This is a genomic window from Oceanobacter sp. 5_MG-2023 (genome assembly GCF_030548165.1).
GTDB lineage: Bacteria > Pseudomonadota > Gammaproteobacteria > Pseudomonadales > Oceanobacteraceae > Oceanobacter.
The window spans coordinates 18,918-35,566 of sequence record NZ_JAUORS010000024.1; the positions used below are offsets into that span (position 1 = coordinate 18,918).

The 16,649-nt window shown below is 54.6% G+C and carries 17 protein-coding genes and 1 tRNA gene; 7 read left to right on the forward strand and 11 right to left on the reverse strand.

What is annotated here, in order from left to right:
• Both recG and Q4551_RS14005 read left to right on the forward strand, forming a co-directional pair.
• Positions 1–2,079: an ATP-dependent DNA helicase RecG gene (gene recG, locus Q4551_RS14000; protein ID WP_303434490.1), complete on the forward strand. Its 2,079-nt coding sequence runs from the start codon at positions 1–3 to the stop codon at positions 2,077–2,079.
• Positions 2,080–2,506: 427 nt separating this feature from the next.
• Positions 2,507–3,799, forward strand: coding sequence for an aminoacyl-tRNA deacylase and HDOD domain-containing protein (locus Q4551_RS14005; RefSeq protein WP_303434491.1), 1,293 nt, complete (start codon positions 2,507–2,509; stop codon positions 3,797–3,799).
• 37 nt (positions 3,800–3,836) lie between these two features.
• Here Q4551_RS14005 and Q4551_RS14010 read toward each other — a convergent pair whose 3' ends face one another.
• The 4 genes from Q4551_RS14010 to Q4551_RS14025 all read right to left on the reverse strand — a co-directional run bounded on the left by Q4551_RS14010 (position 3,837) and on the right by Q4551_RS14025 (position 5,427).
• On the reverse strand, positions 3,837–4,421 hold the full coding sequence (locus Q4551_RS14010; protein ID WP_303434492.1) for a DUF1415 domain-containing protein: 585 nt from the start codon (positions 4,419–4,421) through the stop codon (positions 3,837–3,839).
• Between the two features lie 6 nt (positions 4,422–4,427).
• Complete coding sequence (locus Q4551_RS14015) at positions 4,428–4,700, reverse strand: HU family DNA-binding protein (RefSeq protein ID WP_303434493.1); 273 nt, start codon at positions 4,698–4,700, stop codon at positions 4,428–4,430.
• Positions 4,701–4,860: 160 nt separating this feature from the next.
• Positions 4,861–5,259, reverse strand: a complete 399-nt coding sequence (locus Q4551_RS14020; protein ID WP_303434494.1) for a hypothetical protein — start codon at positions 5,257–5,259, stop codon at positions 4,861–4,863.
• Between the two features lie 3 nt (positions 5,260–5,262).
• A complete protein-coding gene (locus tag Q4551_RS14025; RefSeq protein WP_303434495.1) occupies positions 5,263–5,427 on the reverse strand; it encodes a rubredoxin in 165 nt (54 codons plus the stop codon).
• 149 nt (positions 5,428–5,576) lie between these two features.
• Between Q4551_RS14025 and Q4551_RS14030 the strand changes: the two genes are divergently transcribed.
• From Q4551_RS14030 to phoR, 4 genes are all read left to right on the forward strand, one after another.
• Positions 5,577–6,161: a chorismate lyase gene (locus Q4551_RS14030; RefSeq protein WP_303434496.1), complete on the forward strand. Its 585-nt coding sequence runs from the start codon at positions 5,577–5,579 to the stop codon at positions 6,159–6,161.
• A 2-nt stretch (positions 6,162–6,163) separates the two neighbouring features.
• Positions 6,164–7,060 (forward strand): 4-hydroxybenzoate octaprenyltransferase, encoded by an 897-nt coding sequence (gene ubiA / locus Q4551_RS14035; RefSeq protein WP_303434497.1) that lies wholly within the window; start codon positions 6,164–6,166, stop codon positions 7,058–7,060.
• Between the two features lie 107 nt (positions 7,061–7,167).
• Positions 7,168–7,866, forward strand: coding sequence for a phosphate regulon transcriptional regulator PhoB (gene phoB / locus Q4551_RS14040; protein ID WP_303434498.1), 699 nt, complete (start codon positions 7,168–7,170; stop codon positions 7,864–7,866).
• Between the two features lie 6 nt (positions 7,867–7,872).
• Positions 7,873–9,183: a phosphate regulon sensor histidine kinase PhoR gene (gene phoR / locus Q4551_RS14045; protein ID WP_303434499.1), complete on the forward strand. Its 1,311-nt coding sequence runs from the start codon at positions 7,873–7,875 to the stop codon at positions 9,181–9,183.
• Between the two features lies 1 nt (position 9,184).
• On the opposite strand, the gene cysZ is transcribed toward phoR, so the two are convergent.
• Complete coding sequence (gene cysZ / locus Q4551_RS14050; RefSeq protein WP_303434500.1) at positions 9,185–9,904, reverse strand: sulfate transporter CysZ; 720 nt, start codon at positions 9,902–9,904, stop codon at positions 9,185–9,187.
• Positions 9,905–9,978: 74 nt separating this feature from the next.
• On the opposite strand from cysZ, the gene trmH reads away from it, so the two are divergent.
• The gene (gene trmH, locus Q4551_RS14055) at positions 9,979–10,686 is read left to right on the forward strand and encodes a tRNA (guanosine(18)-2'-O)-methyltransferase TrmH (protein ID WP_303434501.1); all 708 of its coding nucleotides are present in this window, start codon (positions 9,979–9,981) and stop codon (positions 10,684–10,686) included.
• 738 nt (positions 10,687–11,424) lie between these two features.
• Here the strand turns inward: trmH and Q4551_RS14060 are convergent.
• The 6 genes from Q4551_RS14060 to pstC form a co-directional block, all read right to left on the reverse strand.
• Positions 11,425–11,745, reverse strand: coding sequence for a DUF3392 family protein (locus Q4551_RS14060; RefSeq protein WP_303434502.1), 321 nt, complete (start codon positions 11,743–11,745; stop codon positions 11,425–11,427).
• A 443-nt stretch (positions 11,746–12,188) separates the two neighbouring features.
• Positions 12,189–12,264: transfer RNA gene (locus tag Q4551_RS14065), tRNA-Thr, on the reverse strand.
• 105 nt (positions 12,265–12,369) lie between these two features.
• The gene (phoU, locus tag Q4551_RS14070) at positions 12,370–13,131 is read right to left on the reverse strand and encodes a phosphate signaling complex protein PhoU (protein ID WP_368501403.1); all 762 of its coding nucleotides are present in this window, start codon (positions 13,129–13,131) and stop codon (positions 12,370–12,372) included.
• 13 nt (positions 13,132–13,144) lie between these two features.
• Positions 13,145–13,948, reverse strand: coding sequence for a phosphate ABC transporter ATP-binding protein PstB (pstB, locus tag Q4551_RS14075; RefSeq protein WP_303434503.1), 804 nt, complete (start codon positions 13,946–13,948; stop codon positions 13,145–13,147).
• Between the two features lie 26 nt (positions 13,949–13,974).
• Entirely contained in the window at positions 13,975–15,252 is a 1,278-nt protein-coding gene (pstA, locus tag Q4551_RS14080) for a phosphate ABC transporter permease PstA (RefSeq protein WP_303434504.1), read from the reverse strand.
• A complete protein-coding gene (pstC, locus tag Q4551_RS14085; protein ID WP_303434505.1) occupies positions 15,245–16,618 on the reverse strand; it encodes a phosphate ABC transporter permease subunit PstC in 1,374 nt (457 codons plus the stop codon). Before pstC ends, pstA begins: the two co-directional genes overlap by 8 nt.
• Between the last annotated feature and the right edge of the window lie 31 nt (positions 16,619–16,649).

Sequence of the window (16,649 nt, forward strand, 5' to 3'; positions counted from 1 at the left end):
ATGGACAAACAGCTTGATCTGACCCGGCTTAAAGGCGTTGGCCCAAAACTGCGCGAGCAGCTGCAGCGACTGAATATTCACTCGCTGGCTGATCTGGTGTTCCACTTGCCATTTCGCTATGAAGATCGCAGTCGTATCCAGATGATTGGCAACCTGCAGCATCAACAACCTGCCGTGGTACAGGGGGAAGTGCGTTCAGCCGATGTCTTGTTTGGCAAACGCCGCAGCTTGCTGGTCAAGATTGCTGACCACAGCGGCGTACTCAGCATTCGTTTTTATCATTTCAGTGCTGCCCAGAAAAACCAGTTTCGTCGTGGGGCGCTGGTACGTTGTTACGGCGAAGCCCGGCGGGGAGCCAGTGGTCTGGAGCTCTATCACCCGGAGTATCAACTGCTCGACAATGGCCTGGACGACCTGCCCGAGCCGCAACTGACTCCCGTTTACCCAACCACCGAAGGCATCAGCCAGCAGCGCCTGCGGCTGTTGATGGATCAGGCGCTGGAACGACTGGCCGCAAACGAAATTCCTCTGGATGACCTGTTGCCACTCGACTGGCTGCAACAATGGGGGCTGCCTTCCCTGAAGCAAGCCTTGCTGTTTTTGCACCGCCCTCCCCGGGAAGTCGAACTGGCAGAAATGGCAAACGCACACCACCCGGCGCAGCAGCGCCTGATTCTGGAAGAGCTGTTGGCACATCAACTGTCGATGCAACGCCTGCGGGCCAGTGCACAGCAGCCTGGAGCACCTGTCATTCAGGGAACCCGGACCCTCCATCAGGCATTGCTTGCACAGCTGCCTTTTACCCCAACCGCGGCCCAGCAACGGGTAACCAACGAGATCATCACCGATCTGGCCCGGCCATTACCCATGTTACGGCTGGTGCAAGGCGACGTTGGCTCCGGCAAGACCCTGGTAGCGGCGCTGGCAGCCTGCCACGTGCTGGAAGCCGGATTTCAGGTCGCCCTGATGGCACCGACAGAAATTCTTGCCGAACAGCATTTCCAGAACTTGAGTGACTGGTTCGAACCACTGGGTATCCCGTGTGGCTGGCTGGCCGGAAAAACCAAGGGCAAGGCACGTGTTGCCGCTCTGGAAGCGATTGCCGCAGGCCAGGCCCAGCTGATTGTTGGTACGCACGCGCTGTTTCAGGAAGAAGTGCATTTTCATCGTCTGGCACTGGTGATTGTTGATGAGCAGCATCGCTTTGGTGTCCACCAGCGTCTGGCACTGAAAGACAAGGGGAATCTCGATGGCTTGTCACCACACCAGTTGATCATGACTGCCACTCCCATTCCCCGTACCCTGGCCATGAGTGCCTACGCCGACCTGGATACCTCCATCATTGACGAACTGCCACCAGGGCGCAGCCCGATTACCACCGTCGTGGTATCCGACCAGCGCCGCGAAGAAGTGATTCAGCGAGTCGATCATGCCTGTCGTGAGCAGGCCCAGGCCTACTGGGTCTGTACCCTGATTGAAGAAAGTGAGGCGCTGCAATGTCAGGCCGCTGAAAACACCGCCGAAGACCTGGCGACACAACTGCCGCATTTACGTATCGGGCTGGTGCATGGCCGCATGAAAGCTGCCGAAAAAGCCGCCGTTATGGCGGCCTTCAAAGCCCACCAGCTGGATCTGCTGGTCGCGACAACGGTGATTGAGGTCGGTGTCGATGTACCGAATGCCAGTCTGATGGTAATTGAAAACCCGGAACGTCTGGGGCTGGCACAACTGCACCAGTTGCGGGGCCGGGTTGGCCGTGGCTCTGTCGCCAGTCACTGTGTCTTGCTGTACAAGGCGCCGCTCTCGTTCACCAGCAAGCAACGCCTGCACGTGATGCGAGAAAGCCAGGATGGTTTTTATATTGCCGAACAAGACCTGATGCTGCGAGGCCCGGGGGAAGTGCTTGGCACGCGCCAGACCGGCTTGCAAATGCTGCGCGTCGCCGACCTGCAACGTGATGCCGAATTATTACCCCAGGTACGAGAGATGGCGACTCAGCTTTGGCACCAGCACCCGCAACGGGTCGAGCCCCTGATTCTCCGATGGCTGGGCGATGCCGAGCGTTATGCTGCCGTGTAGGGGACATCTGTTTAGTCCGGTGCTCACTCTGGGCGCGGGTTGCCGCCGTGCAGGATTAAATAGATGTACCCTGTAGCATACCAACCAATCAATTCTGTTCAGAAACATATCAAAAATGAGACCTAATTAACAAAACTGTCAAAAGTTATCCAATGGTCGTATCAATAAAGATTGAAAAAATACATCTCATGGGCCATATCTACCCCTTATTGATCCAAATATGATTCTCTCAGTACCAAGCCAATGTCTTTTTTTATGCTCCAGTGGGCACATATCAGCGGTTACTGATCCAGCCCAAGTAAATACGCTCATCTGATCTATATTGTATGTACCCACACTGATTGGCCGCGGCAATTTTGCCGCTTGCTCACAAGGCACAAGGCCTCTCCGTACAAGCCACCCGAGACGACATTACAGGTGACCGACCATGATCAGTAAAAGTGCCATGCCATCCGGCAATCTGGCCAGCGTTATCTTCCTTAAAGATAGCTATAGCAAGATACAGGTGCTGATCCCGGCCAACCGCCTGTTGGACCTGAAACAGCTGACGCACCAACTGGGTCGGCAATATACAGCACTCCTGCCCAATGAGGTGCAATCCCTCAAGAACACACTGGGATTGGATAATTTTCCGGCTCCACCACAGCTTACCCATATCGAAACCCTGGTGGATCACTCGTTACTCGAAAACAACTCCCTGTATATTCCCTCTGATACCAACGACACGTTATTGCAACTACCAGCCGAGCAGGTACGGGCACTGATCGCCCATTCGCAGCTGGGACATTATTCGGCCCCACCAAAAGAGGACCCATTCCACGCAACAGCCAGCGAGGACATGGAGGATATCAACACCGCAATACAACAGTTTACTTTGCTGCGCGTTCAACCACGCTTGCAGGACACTCTCGACCTGCCACCGTTACCAGAGACCGTACGGCGTATTATTGAGCTGCGAATCGACCCGGATGCCAACCTCGAGAGCCTGGCGCACACGCTTCAGCAAAACCCCGCTATCAACGAGATAATCCTTAACTGGAAGCACTCTCCCTGTTATCAATCCAAAGATACCGAGCCAACCATCAAAGAGACCATCCTGCACGTACTCGGGGTTGAACTGGTCTCGCATCTGGCACTGGGACGTCATATTGATATGCCCCACGAAGGCCCCAGAGGCTATACCCCGTTCTGGCAACAAGCAGCCATGGGAGCCGAGCTGGCCAGTGAGCTTTCCCGACGCTGTCCAGAAGACAAGCAGCTGGACTGCAGCCTGGCCAATCTGGCCGGGTTACTGCATAACTTCGGTTTTTTATTGCTGGCTCATGTCTTTCCACATCAACTGGCGCTGATCAATCGCTATATTGAAGCCAATCCACATATCAACCGTTCTTGCATCGAACGTCATGTACTGGCTCTGACACGTGAACAGATTGCCGCCTGCCTGATCGATCAGTGGCATCTCCCGGATGAGGTCGTCACAGCCCTGCGGCAGCAACATAATTCACGCTACAACGGCGCCCACGCCCATTACGCCCGACTGCTGAATATCACCACTCGTAGTTTACGCGCTCATGGTTACGGCGATGGCCCGAAAGAAGCACTGGATACCAAAATCCTCCAGACTCTGGGTCTTGACAAAGAGACGGTACGCGACGCCACGGAAACGGTGATCCAGCGAGCCAGGGAATCAATGGGCCAGTCTTCCGTACTGTCAGCCTGATCGGCGGCAATCGGATTTGCCAGGCAAATCCCGGTGGTTATTTCGGCCGCCAGCCCTGCGCTGACGGCTGATCAGACAATACTTCCGTGTTTGCCAGCTCTGGCATCAACGCCAGCACACCGGCAATACCCAGGCGTCGCAGGTGCTTCTGGTTGCGTTCGGGAATACGTTCAGGAAAGGGAACCGAGGCCAGCGCCTGCTCTATATGCGCCTCGCGGATAATGTGCAGCATGGGGAAGGGAGAACGGTTGGTGAAGTTGCCCGGATCATCCAGCGGCTCACCATCAAAACAATAGTTAGGGTGAAAGGTCGCTAACTGTAGCAGGCCTTCGTAACCCATTTGTACCAGTAACTGTTCGCAAATCAGACTCCAGTTCCAGTACTCATCAAATTCCTTGACCAGCCCAGGCACAACAAACAATGCCGTTGGCAATGTCTCGCTGTCTGCCCTGGCCACTTCGGTGAGTAAATCCATAAACTCGGCCGTGGCCTGATCAAGGTCAGGATGCTCACAAATATCGATCCGCAGTGCTGGCATCACTGGCGCAGCAAAAGGGCATAACCCCTCGCCGATAACCAATGTTTCCACCCAGTGCCGGGTCAGCGTTGCGGCATCCATCATATCGGCTTACTGCACCGAATCTTTCAGGGCTTTACCGGGTTTGAAAGCGGGTACCTTGGCTGCCGCAATGGTGATGGCTTCCCCTGTTTGCGGGTTTTTGCCCTGACGTTCAGCACGCTGACGTACTTCAAAGGTACCAAAGCCAATCAGGCTGACGTTCTCGCCTTCGGAAAGTGCCTGGGCAATACGATCGGTGACAACGGTGATGATTTCTGTTGCTTTTTCTTTGCTCAGGTCTGTTTTTTCAGCAATGGCGGCCGCCAGTTCTGGTTTACGCATGGAGATGAATCCTCTCGATAAGTTAGGCATAACGCCTGGTTGTACGGCCTGCTTCGCAGGCTCAGGAATATCGGTTATCTGTTACCGTCAGCGCAGTGGCTACCGACAGCACTATTCATATTAGTACTTTGTATACGGCGGCGGCTGCTAACGAATACCGTTATGGCTGGCGCTTGTGGTCACACAAGGCTTGCTCGGTATCAACGTTATCCGCCAGATGAGCAGGCGCGACAATCAGTGTTTCGAAGTCAAATCGCCCCAGCGGCGTCTCAAGGCAGCGGCCAGAATGGTCGATCCTGGTCACCGGGGTGTTGTTCAGCACCACGATTCCCAGACGCTCCGCCATATCCGCTGCGCTGGACTGTTCTTGCTGGCCATCATTGGCACAAATCAAGAGCACCGACGCGGGTCCATGGCGTTGACAGTAGTCGTGCACCCGTTGGTAGCCAGCGGCGGTGCTCGCATCGGCAACCGCATCGGCAACCGCATCGGCAACAACAATCAATGCCCAGCGGGCATCGGCAGGGGTTACCGTTGGGGGACAGCAGGTCGGAATCAATGGTCAAATCTCTATCATTTCAAAATCATCTTTACCGACACCGCAATCCGGGCAGGTAAAGTCTGCTGGCACGTCCTCCCAAGGGGTACCTGCCGGGATACCTTCTTCTGGTGCGCCTTCAGCTTCATCGTAGATCCAGCCGCACACCACGCACTGCCATTTTTTCATGTCACACCTGTCATAATAACGGCTGGAGCCGATGTTGCATCAGCCGACTCGATACTTCGGCCGCCTAAGCTACTGTCCAACCCGCATAAAATCAATGGACAGAGCAATCCTCTTGCCACTAAATGCGATTTGACGCATGCTGCGCCGCCATGAAAAGCACTATACCCAGATACCATGCGCAACTTCTGGCCACAACACCACGCTGGAGCGGGCGCTTTTGTGTAACACCAGCGAGCATTCCCCGCGAGTGGCGTCACTGGCTCAATGACGCCGGGTCACTGACCAAGCGTTTGCAGGCACTGGACCCAAGCACATTTTCGGTCAAGGTTATCCGACAATATTGCGGCCCGGCTTTACCAACCGAACAGGCAGACCTGAAGCTGCACGGACGCCAACCCGTTTGGGTACGCGAGGTTTCCTTGTGCCTGGGACAAACGGAACTGGTGCGAGCCCGCACTGCCATTCCATTGACCAGCCTTGCACGGGTAGGACAACAGATTCGCCATCTTGGTAACCGCTCGCTTGGCAGCTATCTGTTCCGCCAGCCCAGTTTGCGCCGCCAACCGCTGAAATTCAGCCGCACAAGGGCGTCAACAGTCAACCAGCCCAACCCGTTTGGCTGGGCCAGGCGTTCGGTATTTACAATTCATGGTGCACCACTGCTGGTAACGGAAGCCTTCTCGTCCTTGCTGGTATCCGCCTCCTTTCCTTTGTCAGACGACACAAGGCGTTGATTATGCAATCACCTCTGTCCGCCTCACTCAACAAACTCTGGCCCAACTGGTATCAGTGGGTGCAGCTGACACGCCTGAACCGGCCGATTGGCTCTTATCTGCTGCTCTGGCCAACCTTGTGGGCGCTGTGGATTGCCGCCGAGGGCATTCCCTCCATTGCCAATCTGGTGATTTTTACTCTGGGCGTATTTCTTATGCGGTCGGCCGGTTGTGTTATTAACGACTACGCCGACCGTCATATCGACCGCCATGTCAAACGCACCCAGGACCGTCCCCTGACTCAAGGACGCATCTCTGACCGCGAAGCATTATCCGGCTTTATTGTGCTGTGCCTGATCAGTCTGGCGCTGGTGCTGTTGACCAATGCCCTGACCATCTGGTTATCCCTCGGCGGGGTCGCTCTGGCAGCACTTTATCCCTTTATGAAACGCCATACCCATTTGCCACAGGTGTTTCTCGGCGCTGCATTTTCCTGGGCGATTCCAATGGCCTTTGCCGCACAGGCCAATGAGCTGACCGCTGTCTGCTGGTTATTGTTTATTGCCAATGTTTGCTGGACGGTCGGTTACGACACAATTTACGCCATGGTCGACCGCGACGATGACCTGCTGATTGGTGTCAAAAGCACGGCGATCCTGTTTGGCGACCTGGATGTCACCATGATCGCCATTCTCTACGGAATGGCGCATTTTTGTCTGTTACTGACGGGCAATCAGCTGGAAGCAAGCTGGCCGTTTTATCTGGCCTGGTGCGTCGCCGGAGGGTATCTGGTCTGGCAATTATGGTCTATCCGCAGTCGCCGCCGGGAAGCCTGCATGAAAGTGTTTCTGGCAGCCCATTGGTATGGCACGCTGATCTGGGCCGGACTCCTGTCACACTACGCCCTGTCCAGCGCGTAATTGGTGTCAGGCTTGACGCCAATGCCAACAGTGTCACATGCTTGTAACACTAGGTCAGTGTAATACCTCCGCATTATTCCTATTGTGACATTTGCGTGACGAGCCTTATGACCAAAGCTGGCAAGACCGTTCTTATTGTGGACGATGAAGCCCCTATCCGGGAAATGATCGCCGTGGCCCTGGAAATGGCCGGGTATGAATGCCTTGAGGCTGCCAATGTACAGGAAGCACATGCGCAGATTATCGATCGAAAGCCTGATATGATTTTACTCGACTGGATGCTGCCAGGCACCAGTGGCGTCGAATTTGCCCGGCGCCTCAAGCGTGAAGACCGCACCGCTGAGTTGCCAATCATCATGCTGACGGCCAAGGGCGAAGAAGATAACAAAGTACAAGGGCTGGAAGCGGGGGCAGATGACTACATCACCAAACCGTTTTCCCCTCGAGAACTGGTCGCACGACTGAAAGCCGTCTTGCGCCGTTCCACCCCACAAGGCATCGAAGAGCCCATTGAAGTCAGCGGCCTGATGCTGGACCCGGTCTGCCATCGCGTTACCGCTCATGGCGACCCGATTGACATCGGCCCTACGGAGTATCGTTTGTTGCAGTTTTTCATGACCCACCAGGAACGGGCCTACTCCCGAGCCCAGCTGCTCGATCAAGTCTGGGGTGGTAATGTGTACGTTGAAGAGCGCACCGTTGACGTGCATATTCGTCGTCTGCGCAAAGCACTCGGTGAGTCTCACGAACAACTGATCCAAACCGTGCGTGGCACCGGCTACCGCTTTTCGACCAAAGCCTCCTGAATTTTGATGTCCCCCGTCTGGCGCAGAGAATTGCGCCGCCTTGTCTACTTGCTGATTCTGGCCGTTGGTTGTGGTTACGTCTTTTTTGACCGGCCGCTGGAAGCATTGTGTTTGATGATGGGGGCCTATATCACCTGGCAATGGCTGCAACTGTACCGCCTGCACCGCTGGCTGGATCAGGGACAAACCACCGTATTACCGCGAACACTGGGCATCTGGGGAGCGATTTTTACCGAGAACCAGCGCTTGCAGCAAAGCAATATCAAACACCAGCAGCGCCTGCAGGCCATTATCAATCGTATCCAGGACTCAACCGCGGCCCTGCAAGATTCTGTCTTGATGGTGGATGCCAGCGGCGCGCTGGAATTCTGGAACCAGGCCGCACAAAACTACCTGGGGTTACGCAACCCGGTAGACATTGGCCAGCCCATCACCAACCTGATCCGCACACCAGAATTCAAGGCCTACTTCGACAAGGCCGATTATCAGGAACCGCTCACGATTCGATCGCCCATCAATCCGCGCATTTACCTGCAGTTCAATATCACCCTGTTTGGCCGCAAGGATCGCCTGATCCTGATTCATGACATCACCCGTTTGAAACAACTGGAAGAAATGCGCAAGGATTTTGTTGCCAACGTCAGCCATGAATTACGTACACCGCTGACCGTGATTGCCGGTTACGTCGAAACCATGCAAGCCGCTTCCGAGATGCTGCCACCACGCTGGGGTCGCATGCTGCAGCAAATGAGCGAACAAAGTCATCGTATGGAAAACCTGCTCAAGGATTTGCTGATGCTGTCACGGCTGGAGACCGGCAAGACGGAACAGCCTCAGCCTATCGAGCTGCAGCCGCTGCTGGAAGCCATCCGTCGCGATGCCGCATCACTCAGCAGCAGCAAGCACACCATTACCCTGACCATCGATCAGGATCAAAAAATGATGGGCTTTTATAATGAGCTGCGCAGTGCATTTTCCAACCTGGTATTCAACGCCGTCAAATACACCCCGGAAGGGGGTGACGTCACCCTGCGCTGGTATACCGAAGGCGGTAAAGGGCATTTCAGCGTCTCGGATAACGGCATCGGTATTGCCCAGCATCACATCCCCCGCCTGACCGAGCGCTTCTATCGCGCCGACCCCAGCCGCAGCATCGCCACTGGCGGTACCGGACTGGGACTGGCTATTGTCAAACACGTCTTGCTGCACCATGACGGCGAGCTGAAAATCAGCAGCATCGAAGGCAAGGGCAGTACATTCACCTGTGTTTTCCCCGCAGCCTGCTTATCTGACAACCGTGATGAGGCCGGCCAATAGATCAACCGGCCCGTGACTGATCGGCCTGCCGTTGCAATTGCCACAGCGTAGCCCCGATCACCGCCGCCGGGGGCACCAGACAGTTCAGTAATGGTACCGCCATCAGCACCGACACCGCCCCACCAAATCCCCAGGCCGTCCAGCGCTGGGTAGCCACCTGCTCTCGGCTGGCACGGAAATTCTGCTGCTGGTTATCCAGAGTATAATCACTGTATTGCAACGCCATCACCCAGCTGCCAAACCAGAACCAGACGAAGGGCATCAGCAAGTTGACGCCCGGCACAAACGACAACAACAGCAGCAACAGATAACGCGGCAGGTAATAACCCATCTTGACCAGCTCCCGTATCACCGTACGCGGGATCAACGCGGCAATGGATTCGTCCTCGACCTCATGCCCCAGACGCTGCTCGATCTTGCCCGCCAGCAAGCCATAAAACGGACTCGCCAACAGCAACAACACCGCACTGAAAAAATACCCCGAGATCAAGGTCGACAGTAACAGCAACAGAGGCACCACCAGCCAGGCCAGCCAACTGATCCAGCTGGAATCAAAGCCATCCCACTGGCTGACTGCATCAATCAGCCAATAGCTTCCAAACGACAACACCAGCAGATTAATCAGAATGGGCAACCAGACATAACGGCGTATTCCCGGTTCATTCAGCAGTGTAAAGCCACGCCACAAATAGCCGGCTCCTATCAATAAATTGTCTTTCATACCTGTTCCGTGCATAAAACCGGAAGGTTTTATACAATGCCGCTCCGTTTTGAGCCAGAGAGACGTAACCGAACATGACGCCAGAACGCCTGAGTTGTGTGATCAACACCCTCAACCGACGCCAGCCAGACCTGTCGGTCATTACCGATGAAGTTTACAAATCGCACAATCTGGCCGCCATTGCCCGCTCCTGTGACGCCTTTGGCGTGCAAGACATCCACTGCGTATGGCCAACCGACACTTTCCGCCTTAATACCGTCACCAGCGCCGCTGCAGCTGGCTCAGAGAGCTGGGTCAGCGTTAGCACCCATGCCGACATCGAAACCGCCATCCGCACGCACCAGCAACGCGGTATCAAGGTCTGCGCAGCTCATCTGACAGACAGAGCGATCGACTTTCGGGAATATGACTTCACTCAACCCACCGCCATCCTGATGGGCACCGAAAAAGAAGGCGTCAGCGACATCGCCTCCGAACTGGCGGACGAGCACCTGATCATCCCCATGCTCGGCATGGTGCATTCTTTCAACGTCTCCGTGGCTGCCGCGATTATTCTCTGCGAGGCCGCACGTCAACGCCAGCAGGCAGGCCTGTTCGAGCAGCGCCATCTGGATGACGACCGCTTCAATACCTTGCTGTTTGAGTGGTGCCAGCCCTCCGCAGCCAAGCTCTGCCAAAAACATGACTTGCCCTATCCGGCACTGCGCGAAGACGGTGAAATCGCCGACCCGCAAGCATTTTCCCGACAAGTGAACGCTCGTAGCCAGGGTATTGCCCGCTAATACTCTCCCGCGCTTTTGATACCCAATGCCTCTGCCAGAGACATTCGCCCACAGGCTTGTGCGAGATATCTCACAAGCCTGTGGGAAATACGTAGTCTGGACTACCCGTTTCTGTTCACTTTCATGCTACATAAAACACAACCTGTTGTTTTGTATGAAGTTTATTTTTCATTTCATTCCTGTTGCAAGCATACCGCCGTCCCGCCTCCATCCTGACCATCAGCTTTTTTGGTAAAGTGTGACCACACGGACAGGAGATCAACGGAAGATTGCCAGGATGGCAACCACTTCAGGATGAAGCGGTAACAGGAAAGGCACAGGAGTGCAGCCAGGACGGCAAAGGAAAGGGACACGGTACATGACGTACCGCAGGAACACGCCAGGGAAGGGTTATAAGGGAGCAGGACGGCTCAGACGAGCAACACAATGGAATGTCAGGACATGCCTCAGGATGAGGTACAAGGATATTCATCAGTGGATGACCTGCCAGGACGGCACGGCAAATGGATTGCCCAAGGAAGATGGCCAGAAGGCTTGCCAGGAAGGCAAATGGACAGTAAGCAACGGACAGCACAGGGATGACCAACACGACGGATTGTGGCAAGGATGATGTATACGGAACCAGGATTGTTCCAGGGTGCTGTGGCGGCTTGTACAGGATGTACCTGCCGTCCAATTTACCCAACCCCCTTCTCCACCCCAGATAGACGTCCCACAGCCTGACAGCCGCCAAGACGACTACTTCTTGTGGTAGCCCTCTGCCAGAATTCCCAACACCACAAAGCTGCCAACAATCGACGCCACATAAACCGGCGCAGCCAGACTTATCAGTACTCCCGCCAGAACAGGCACCAACCAGACCGTCAACGTGCCATAGCCAAAGGTACACAGAGCGACAAAGGCCAGCACCCGAAATCCCACCCAATACGGCCTGACCAGCTTGCGCACCAGCCGATTGATCCGGTCACCAAAGACCACCAGCAGCGTGGCAATAATCGCCAGCGCGATTTCATCATTGTAAGGCCGCAGCCAACCGGATACCGACACCAATAACGTCATCAACTACTCACTCCCACTCTTTCGCCACCCCGATGGATCTCACACCCGACAACCTACATAAATCACGGATGGTATGTACCGGCAAGGCTCACATCCGGAAAAATTTCCGACAAGTTACAGCAGCACAGAGAATGGCGTGACGCCTGTTGACTGAATAATTGTATGAGCCGCTATCAGTTACTACGAGCGATGATATACACCACAAACGGTTTGGGAAGTATCAATCCCTGAGGCACATTAACCATCGTTGTGAAACGCAGGTTTGGCATGCCAATGCCGTTGAGCAGCTAAAAGCTACACGACAGACCACGGACAAAAAGCCACAGCGCTTGATTTATGAAGATTGGGGATAACTGGAATAAGCACCCAGAACAGAACTAAAGCGTACCAGCAGAAAAGAAAAAGGGCCTCCAGATTGCTCTGGAAGCCCTTAATCATTTTACTGGTGCCGGCACCAAGAGTCGAACTCGGGACCTACTGATTACAAGTCAGTTGCTCTACCAACTGAGCTATACCGGCTAAGTGGGCGGGAATACTATAGATGCCGCTGGCATCCGTCAATATCTTTTTCCCCTAACATACTGAAAAATCACTCTTTCTGCGAAATTTCCACTCCAGTACGCGTTACGCTCCTGTAGATGACGAATCATCTTTGTCTTTATGGGCTCGCTCTTCCATTTCGGAGATCGAGCTGTGCCGTACATCGGCTCCACTGACCACGTAAATCACCTGTTCGGAGATATTACGGGCATGGTCGCCAATCCGTTCAATGGCGCGCAGAATCCAGAGAATATTGATCGCCTGGCTGATAGATCGCGGGTCTTCCATCATATAGGTAATCAGTTCCCGCAGCGCCGCGGAGTACTGTTGGTCGACCAGTTTGTCATTACGCACCACATCCAGTGCGCCATCCACATCGTTACGGGCAAAGGCGTTCAACGCCCCTGAAATCATTTTGCCAACTTCAGTGCCCATGTAACGTATCGATTGCTGGCAGTAACCGCCGTTGGTGGAGCCACTCACTTCCAGGGCGTGAACCGCAATTTTGGTCGCTTCATCTCCGATACGCTCCAGGTCACGCACAACACGGGAAACCGCCAACACCATACGCAAATCAGAAGCGGCCGGCTGCCGACGTACAAGAATCTGGGTGCACTCCTGGTCGATAGCCACTTCCATCCGGTCAACATCATCTTCACGACGAATAATGTCATCAGCCGGGGTGGTATCACCGGTCGTGATTGCTTCAATGGCATTAGCCACCTGACGTTCAACCAAGCCACCCATTTCCATCATTTGACTGCGAATGGCTTCGAGGTCTGAGTTGAACTGTCCGGATATGTGTTGGCTGAAATTCATTTCAACCGGTATGCCCTTGTTTGCCACTGGAGCTCTCCTTTTAGCCGAAACGGCCTGTAATATAAGCCTCGGTCAACGCATGTTGGGGTTTGGTAAACACGAGGTCAGTCGGGTTTACTTCTATCAGCTGACCCAGGTGAAAATACGCCGTACGCTGGGATACCCGAGCAGCCTGCTGCATCGAGTGGGTAACGATAGCGATGGTGTAGTTATCGCGCAACTCGTCAATCAACTCTTCAATTCTAGCAGTTGCAATCGGATCCAGTGCAGAACAAGGTTCATCCATCAGGATTACTTCCGGATCAACAGCAATCGTGCGGGCAATACACAATCGCTGTTGTTGGCCACCCGACAGGCCGGTGCCCGGTGCATCCAGCCGGTCTTTTACTTCAGACCACAACCCAGCGCGACGCAAACTTTGCTCCACGATTTCTTCCAGTTCATGGCGGTGGTTCACCAGCCCGTGAATACGTGGCCCGTAGGCAACGTTATCAAAGATGGTTTTTGGAAACGGGTTGGGCTTCTGGAACACCATACCGACCCGCGCCCGCAGCGGCACAACATCGATCTTGGGGGCATAAATGTCTTCATCATCCAGCAGGATCTCGCCAGTAATGCGACAGATATCAATCGTATCATTCATGCGATTCAAGCAACGCAGAAAGGTCGACTTACCGCAGCCGGATGGGCCAATCAGGGCAATGACTTCATTGGCACCAATATCCAGGCTGACGTCAAAAATCGCCTGTTTGTCCCCATAAAAAACGCCAACACCACGCGCCTTCAGCTTGGGTGAGTCGCAAAACGGTTCGCCGTCGGTTTGGTGGTTTTCGATAATACTCATAACAAGGAATCCGAATAGTTTAGCGTTTACCAGCGTCGCTCAAGACGACGACGCAGCCTGACAGCGACAGTGTTCATCATAATCAGGAAGGTCAGCAATACAATAATGGCTCCTGATGTACGCTCGGTGAAAGCCTGCTCCGGGCTGTCAGACCAGAGAAAGATTTGAACCGGCAAAACCGTCGATGGATCAGTAATAAATCCGGGCACATCCACCACAAAGGCGATCATCCCGATCATCAGGAGCGGTGCGGTTTCACCCAGAGCCTGTGCCATACCAATAATGGTTCCCGTCAGCATACCCGGCATTGCCAGAGGCAAGACGTGGTGAAAAACCACCTGCATTTTTGAGGCACCGAGACCAAAAGCAGCTTCCCGTATGGAAGGCGGTACCGACTTGATCGCCGCGCGACCGGAAATAATAATGGTCGGCAAGGTCATCAGGGTCAGCACCAGGCCACCAATCAAAGGGGTGGAACGGGAGACCCCGAAAATATTGATAAAGATCGCCAGTCCCAGCAAACCAAACGTAATACTGGGCACTGCCGCCAGGTTGTTGATGTTGATTTCAACAATTTCTGTGATGCGATTTTTAGGTGCAAACTCTTCCAGATAGATCGCTGCCGCAACCCCGATCGGGAACGACAACAGGAAGGTCACCATCAGGGTCAGCAACGTACCCATAATGGCACCATGAACACCCGCCAGCTCCGGCTCCCTTGAATCACCATTGGTAAAGAAGGTAGTACTGAAACGGCTCTTCAAGCGCCCTTCCGCCACCCATTGTTCGAGCCAGCCCAGCTGCAATTCATTCAACCGTCCGGCACCGCCCTCGTCCCGCTCATGCTTGAACCACTGATCCACGTTATCGTCCATGATCAGTTCAATGCTTAATGTACTACCCAACAAATCCGGGTTGGCCAATACCGCATCCTGCAACTGCCAATGGGCACCGACGCTGACGAGGCCGTACAACGCCCGGCGCTCGCTGCGACTGGAAACCTCAGCCGTGTTTCTCAGATACTGTTTGATCAGGCCCTCGTAATTGCCATTACGCAGCTCATTAACCGGCGACTGGTTATTCAGTCCCAGATACTCCTGATCGAGCAGGATCTCTGCTTGCAACACGGTTTGCCGGAAAGCCGAACTGCCCTGAGACAGAATATTGCCAAACAGCACCACCAGGCATAACAGGCCAAATCCGACGGATAACACGCCATACAGGCGGAATCGCCCTTCGGCACGGCGACGGCGCGCCATGCCCTGTTCTACTTTGGAGCGAGTCGTTGTGAGTTGATCAGTCATATTGCTCCCGGTACTTCTGTACCACTTTCAGCGCCACGTAGTTAAGAATCAGAGTCACCAGGAACAACACCAGTCCCAGTGCAAAGGCAGCCAGTGTTTTGGAGGAATCAAACTCCTGGTCTCCCACCAGCAAGGTCACAATCTGCACAGTCACGGTGGTCACACTGTCGAGCGGGTTGGCTGTCAGGTTGGCTGCCAGACCCGCCGCCATGGCGACAATCATGGTTTCACCAATCGCCCGGGAAACCGCCAGCATAACGGCCCCCACAATACCGGGTAATGCGGCCGGGATAACCACTTGCCGAATGGTCTCGCTCTGGGTCGCTCCCAGCCCGTAACTGCCATCACGCAAGGCTTGTGGTACAGCATTGATTACGTCATCCGACAGGGATGAGACAAACGGGATGATCATCACCCCCATGACCAGACCAGCAGCCAACGCACTTTCAGACGATACCTCGAGGCCAATATCAGCCCCCAGGCTTTTCAGTATCGGGGCAACAGTCAGGGCCGCAAAAAAGCCGTACACAACGGTTGGAATGCCCGCCAGCACTTCGAGTGCAGGCTTGGCATAGCTACGCACCCGAGGGGTGGCATATTCCGACAAATAAATGGCCGACATCAGGCCGATCGGAACCGCGATAAACATGGCAATCATGGAAATCATCAGGGTACCGGCAAACAGCGGTACCGCCCCAAAACTGCCAGAGGAGCCAGACTGGTCAGCGCGCAAGGCGACCTGTGGCGACCAGGTAGTACCAAACAGGAAGTCAAACACGGGCACCCGGCCAAAAAACATCCAGGCTTCATACAACACACTGCTCAGAATACCGACAGTTGTCAGTACCGCGACACCCGAGCTGCAGAACAGCAGCACTTTGACAATGCTTTCCACTTCATTACGAGCCCGTAACGCAGGAGCGAGACGTCGCAAGCCGAAGCCAAAACCAGCCAGGGCCAGAGCCAGCACCAGCGTCGTACTCAGCATGCTGTTACGCGACTGCAGGTCTTTCAGATGCAGCACCACAGGGGCCAGTTCCGGGTCGGCTTGTACATTGGCACCACCGGCCAGGTTACGCACCTTGCTCAGTGCCAGACTGATACGATTGCCCCCTTCTGCCTGTACTTCTGCGGGTAACTGCGCCGCCAACAAGCGATCGATCACCGGGGTTTCGAGCACCCCCCAACACAGCATTAACAACAGCGGAGGCAAGCAGGTCCAGAGGGCGACCAGCGAACCATAATGGCCAGGCAGTGAATTCAGGGTCACACCAGGAGTGACCAGAGAACGCGCGCGGCGGGCACCACTCACGTATGCGATAACAAATAATACCGCGATGACAAGTAGCAAAATGCTGAAGGTCATAATGACTAGCCTGAACAGAACAAGAAACAGC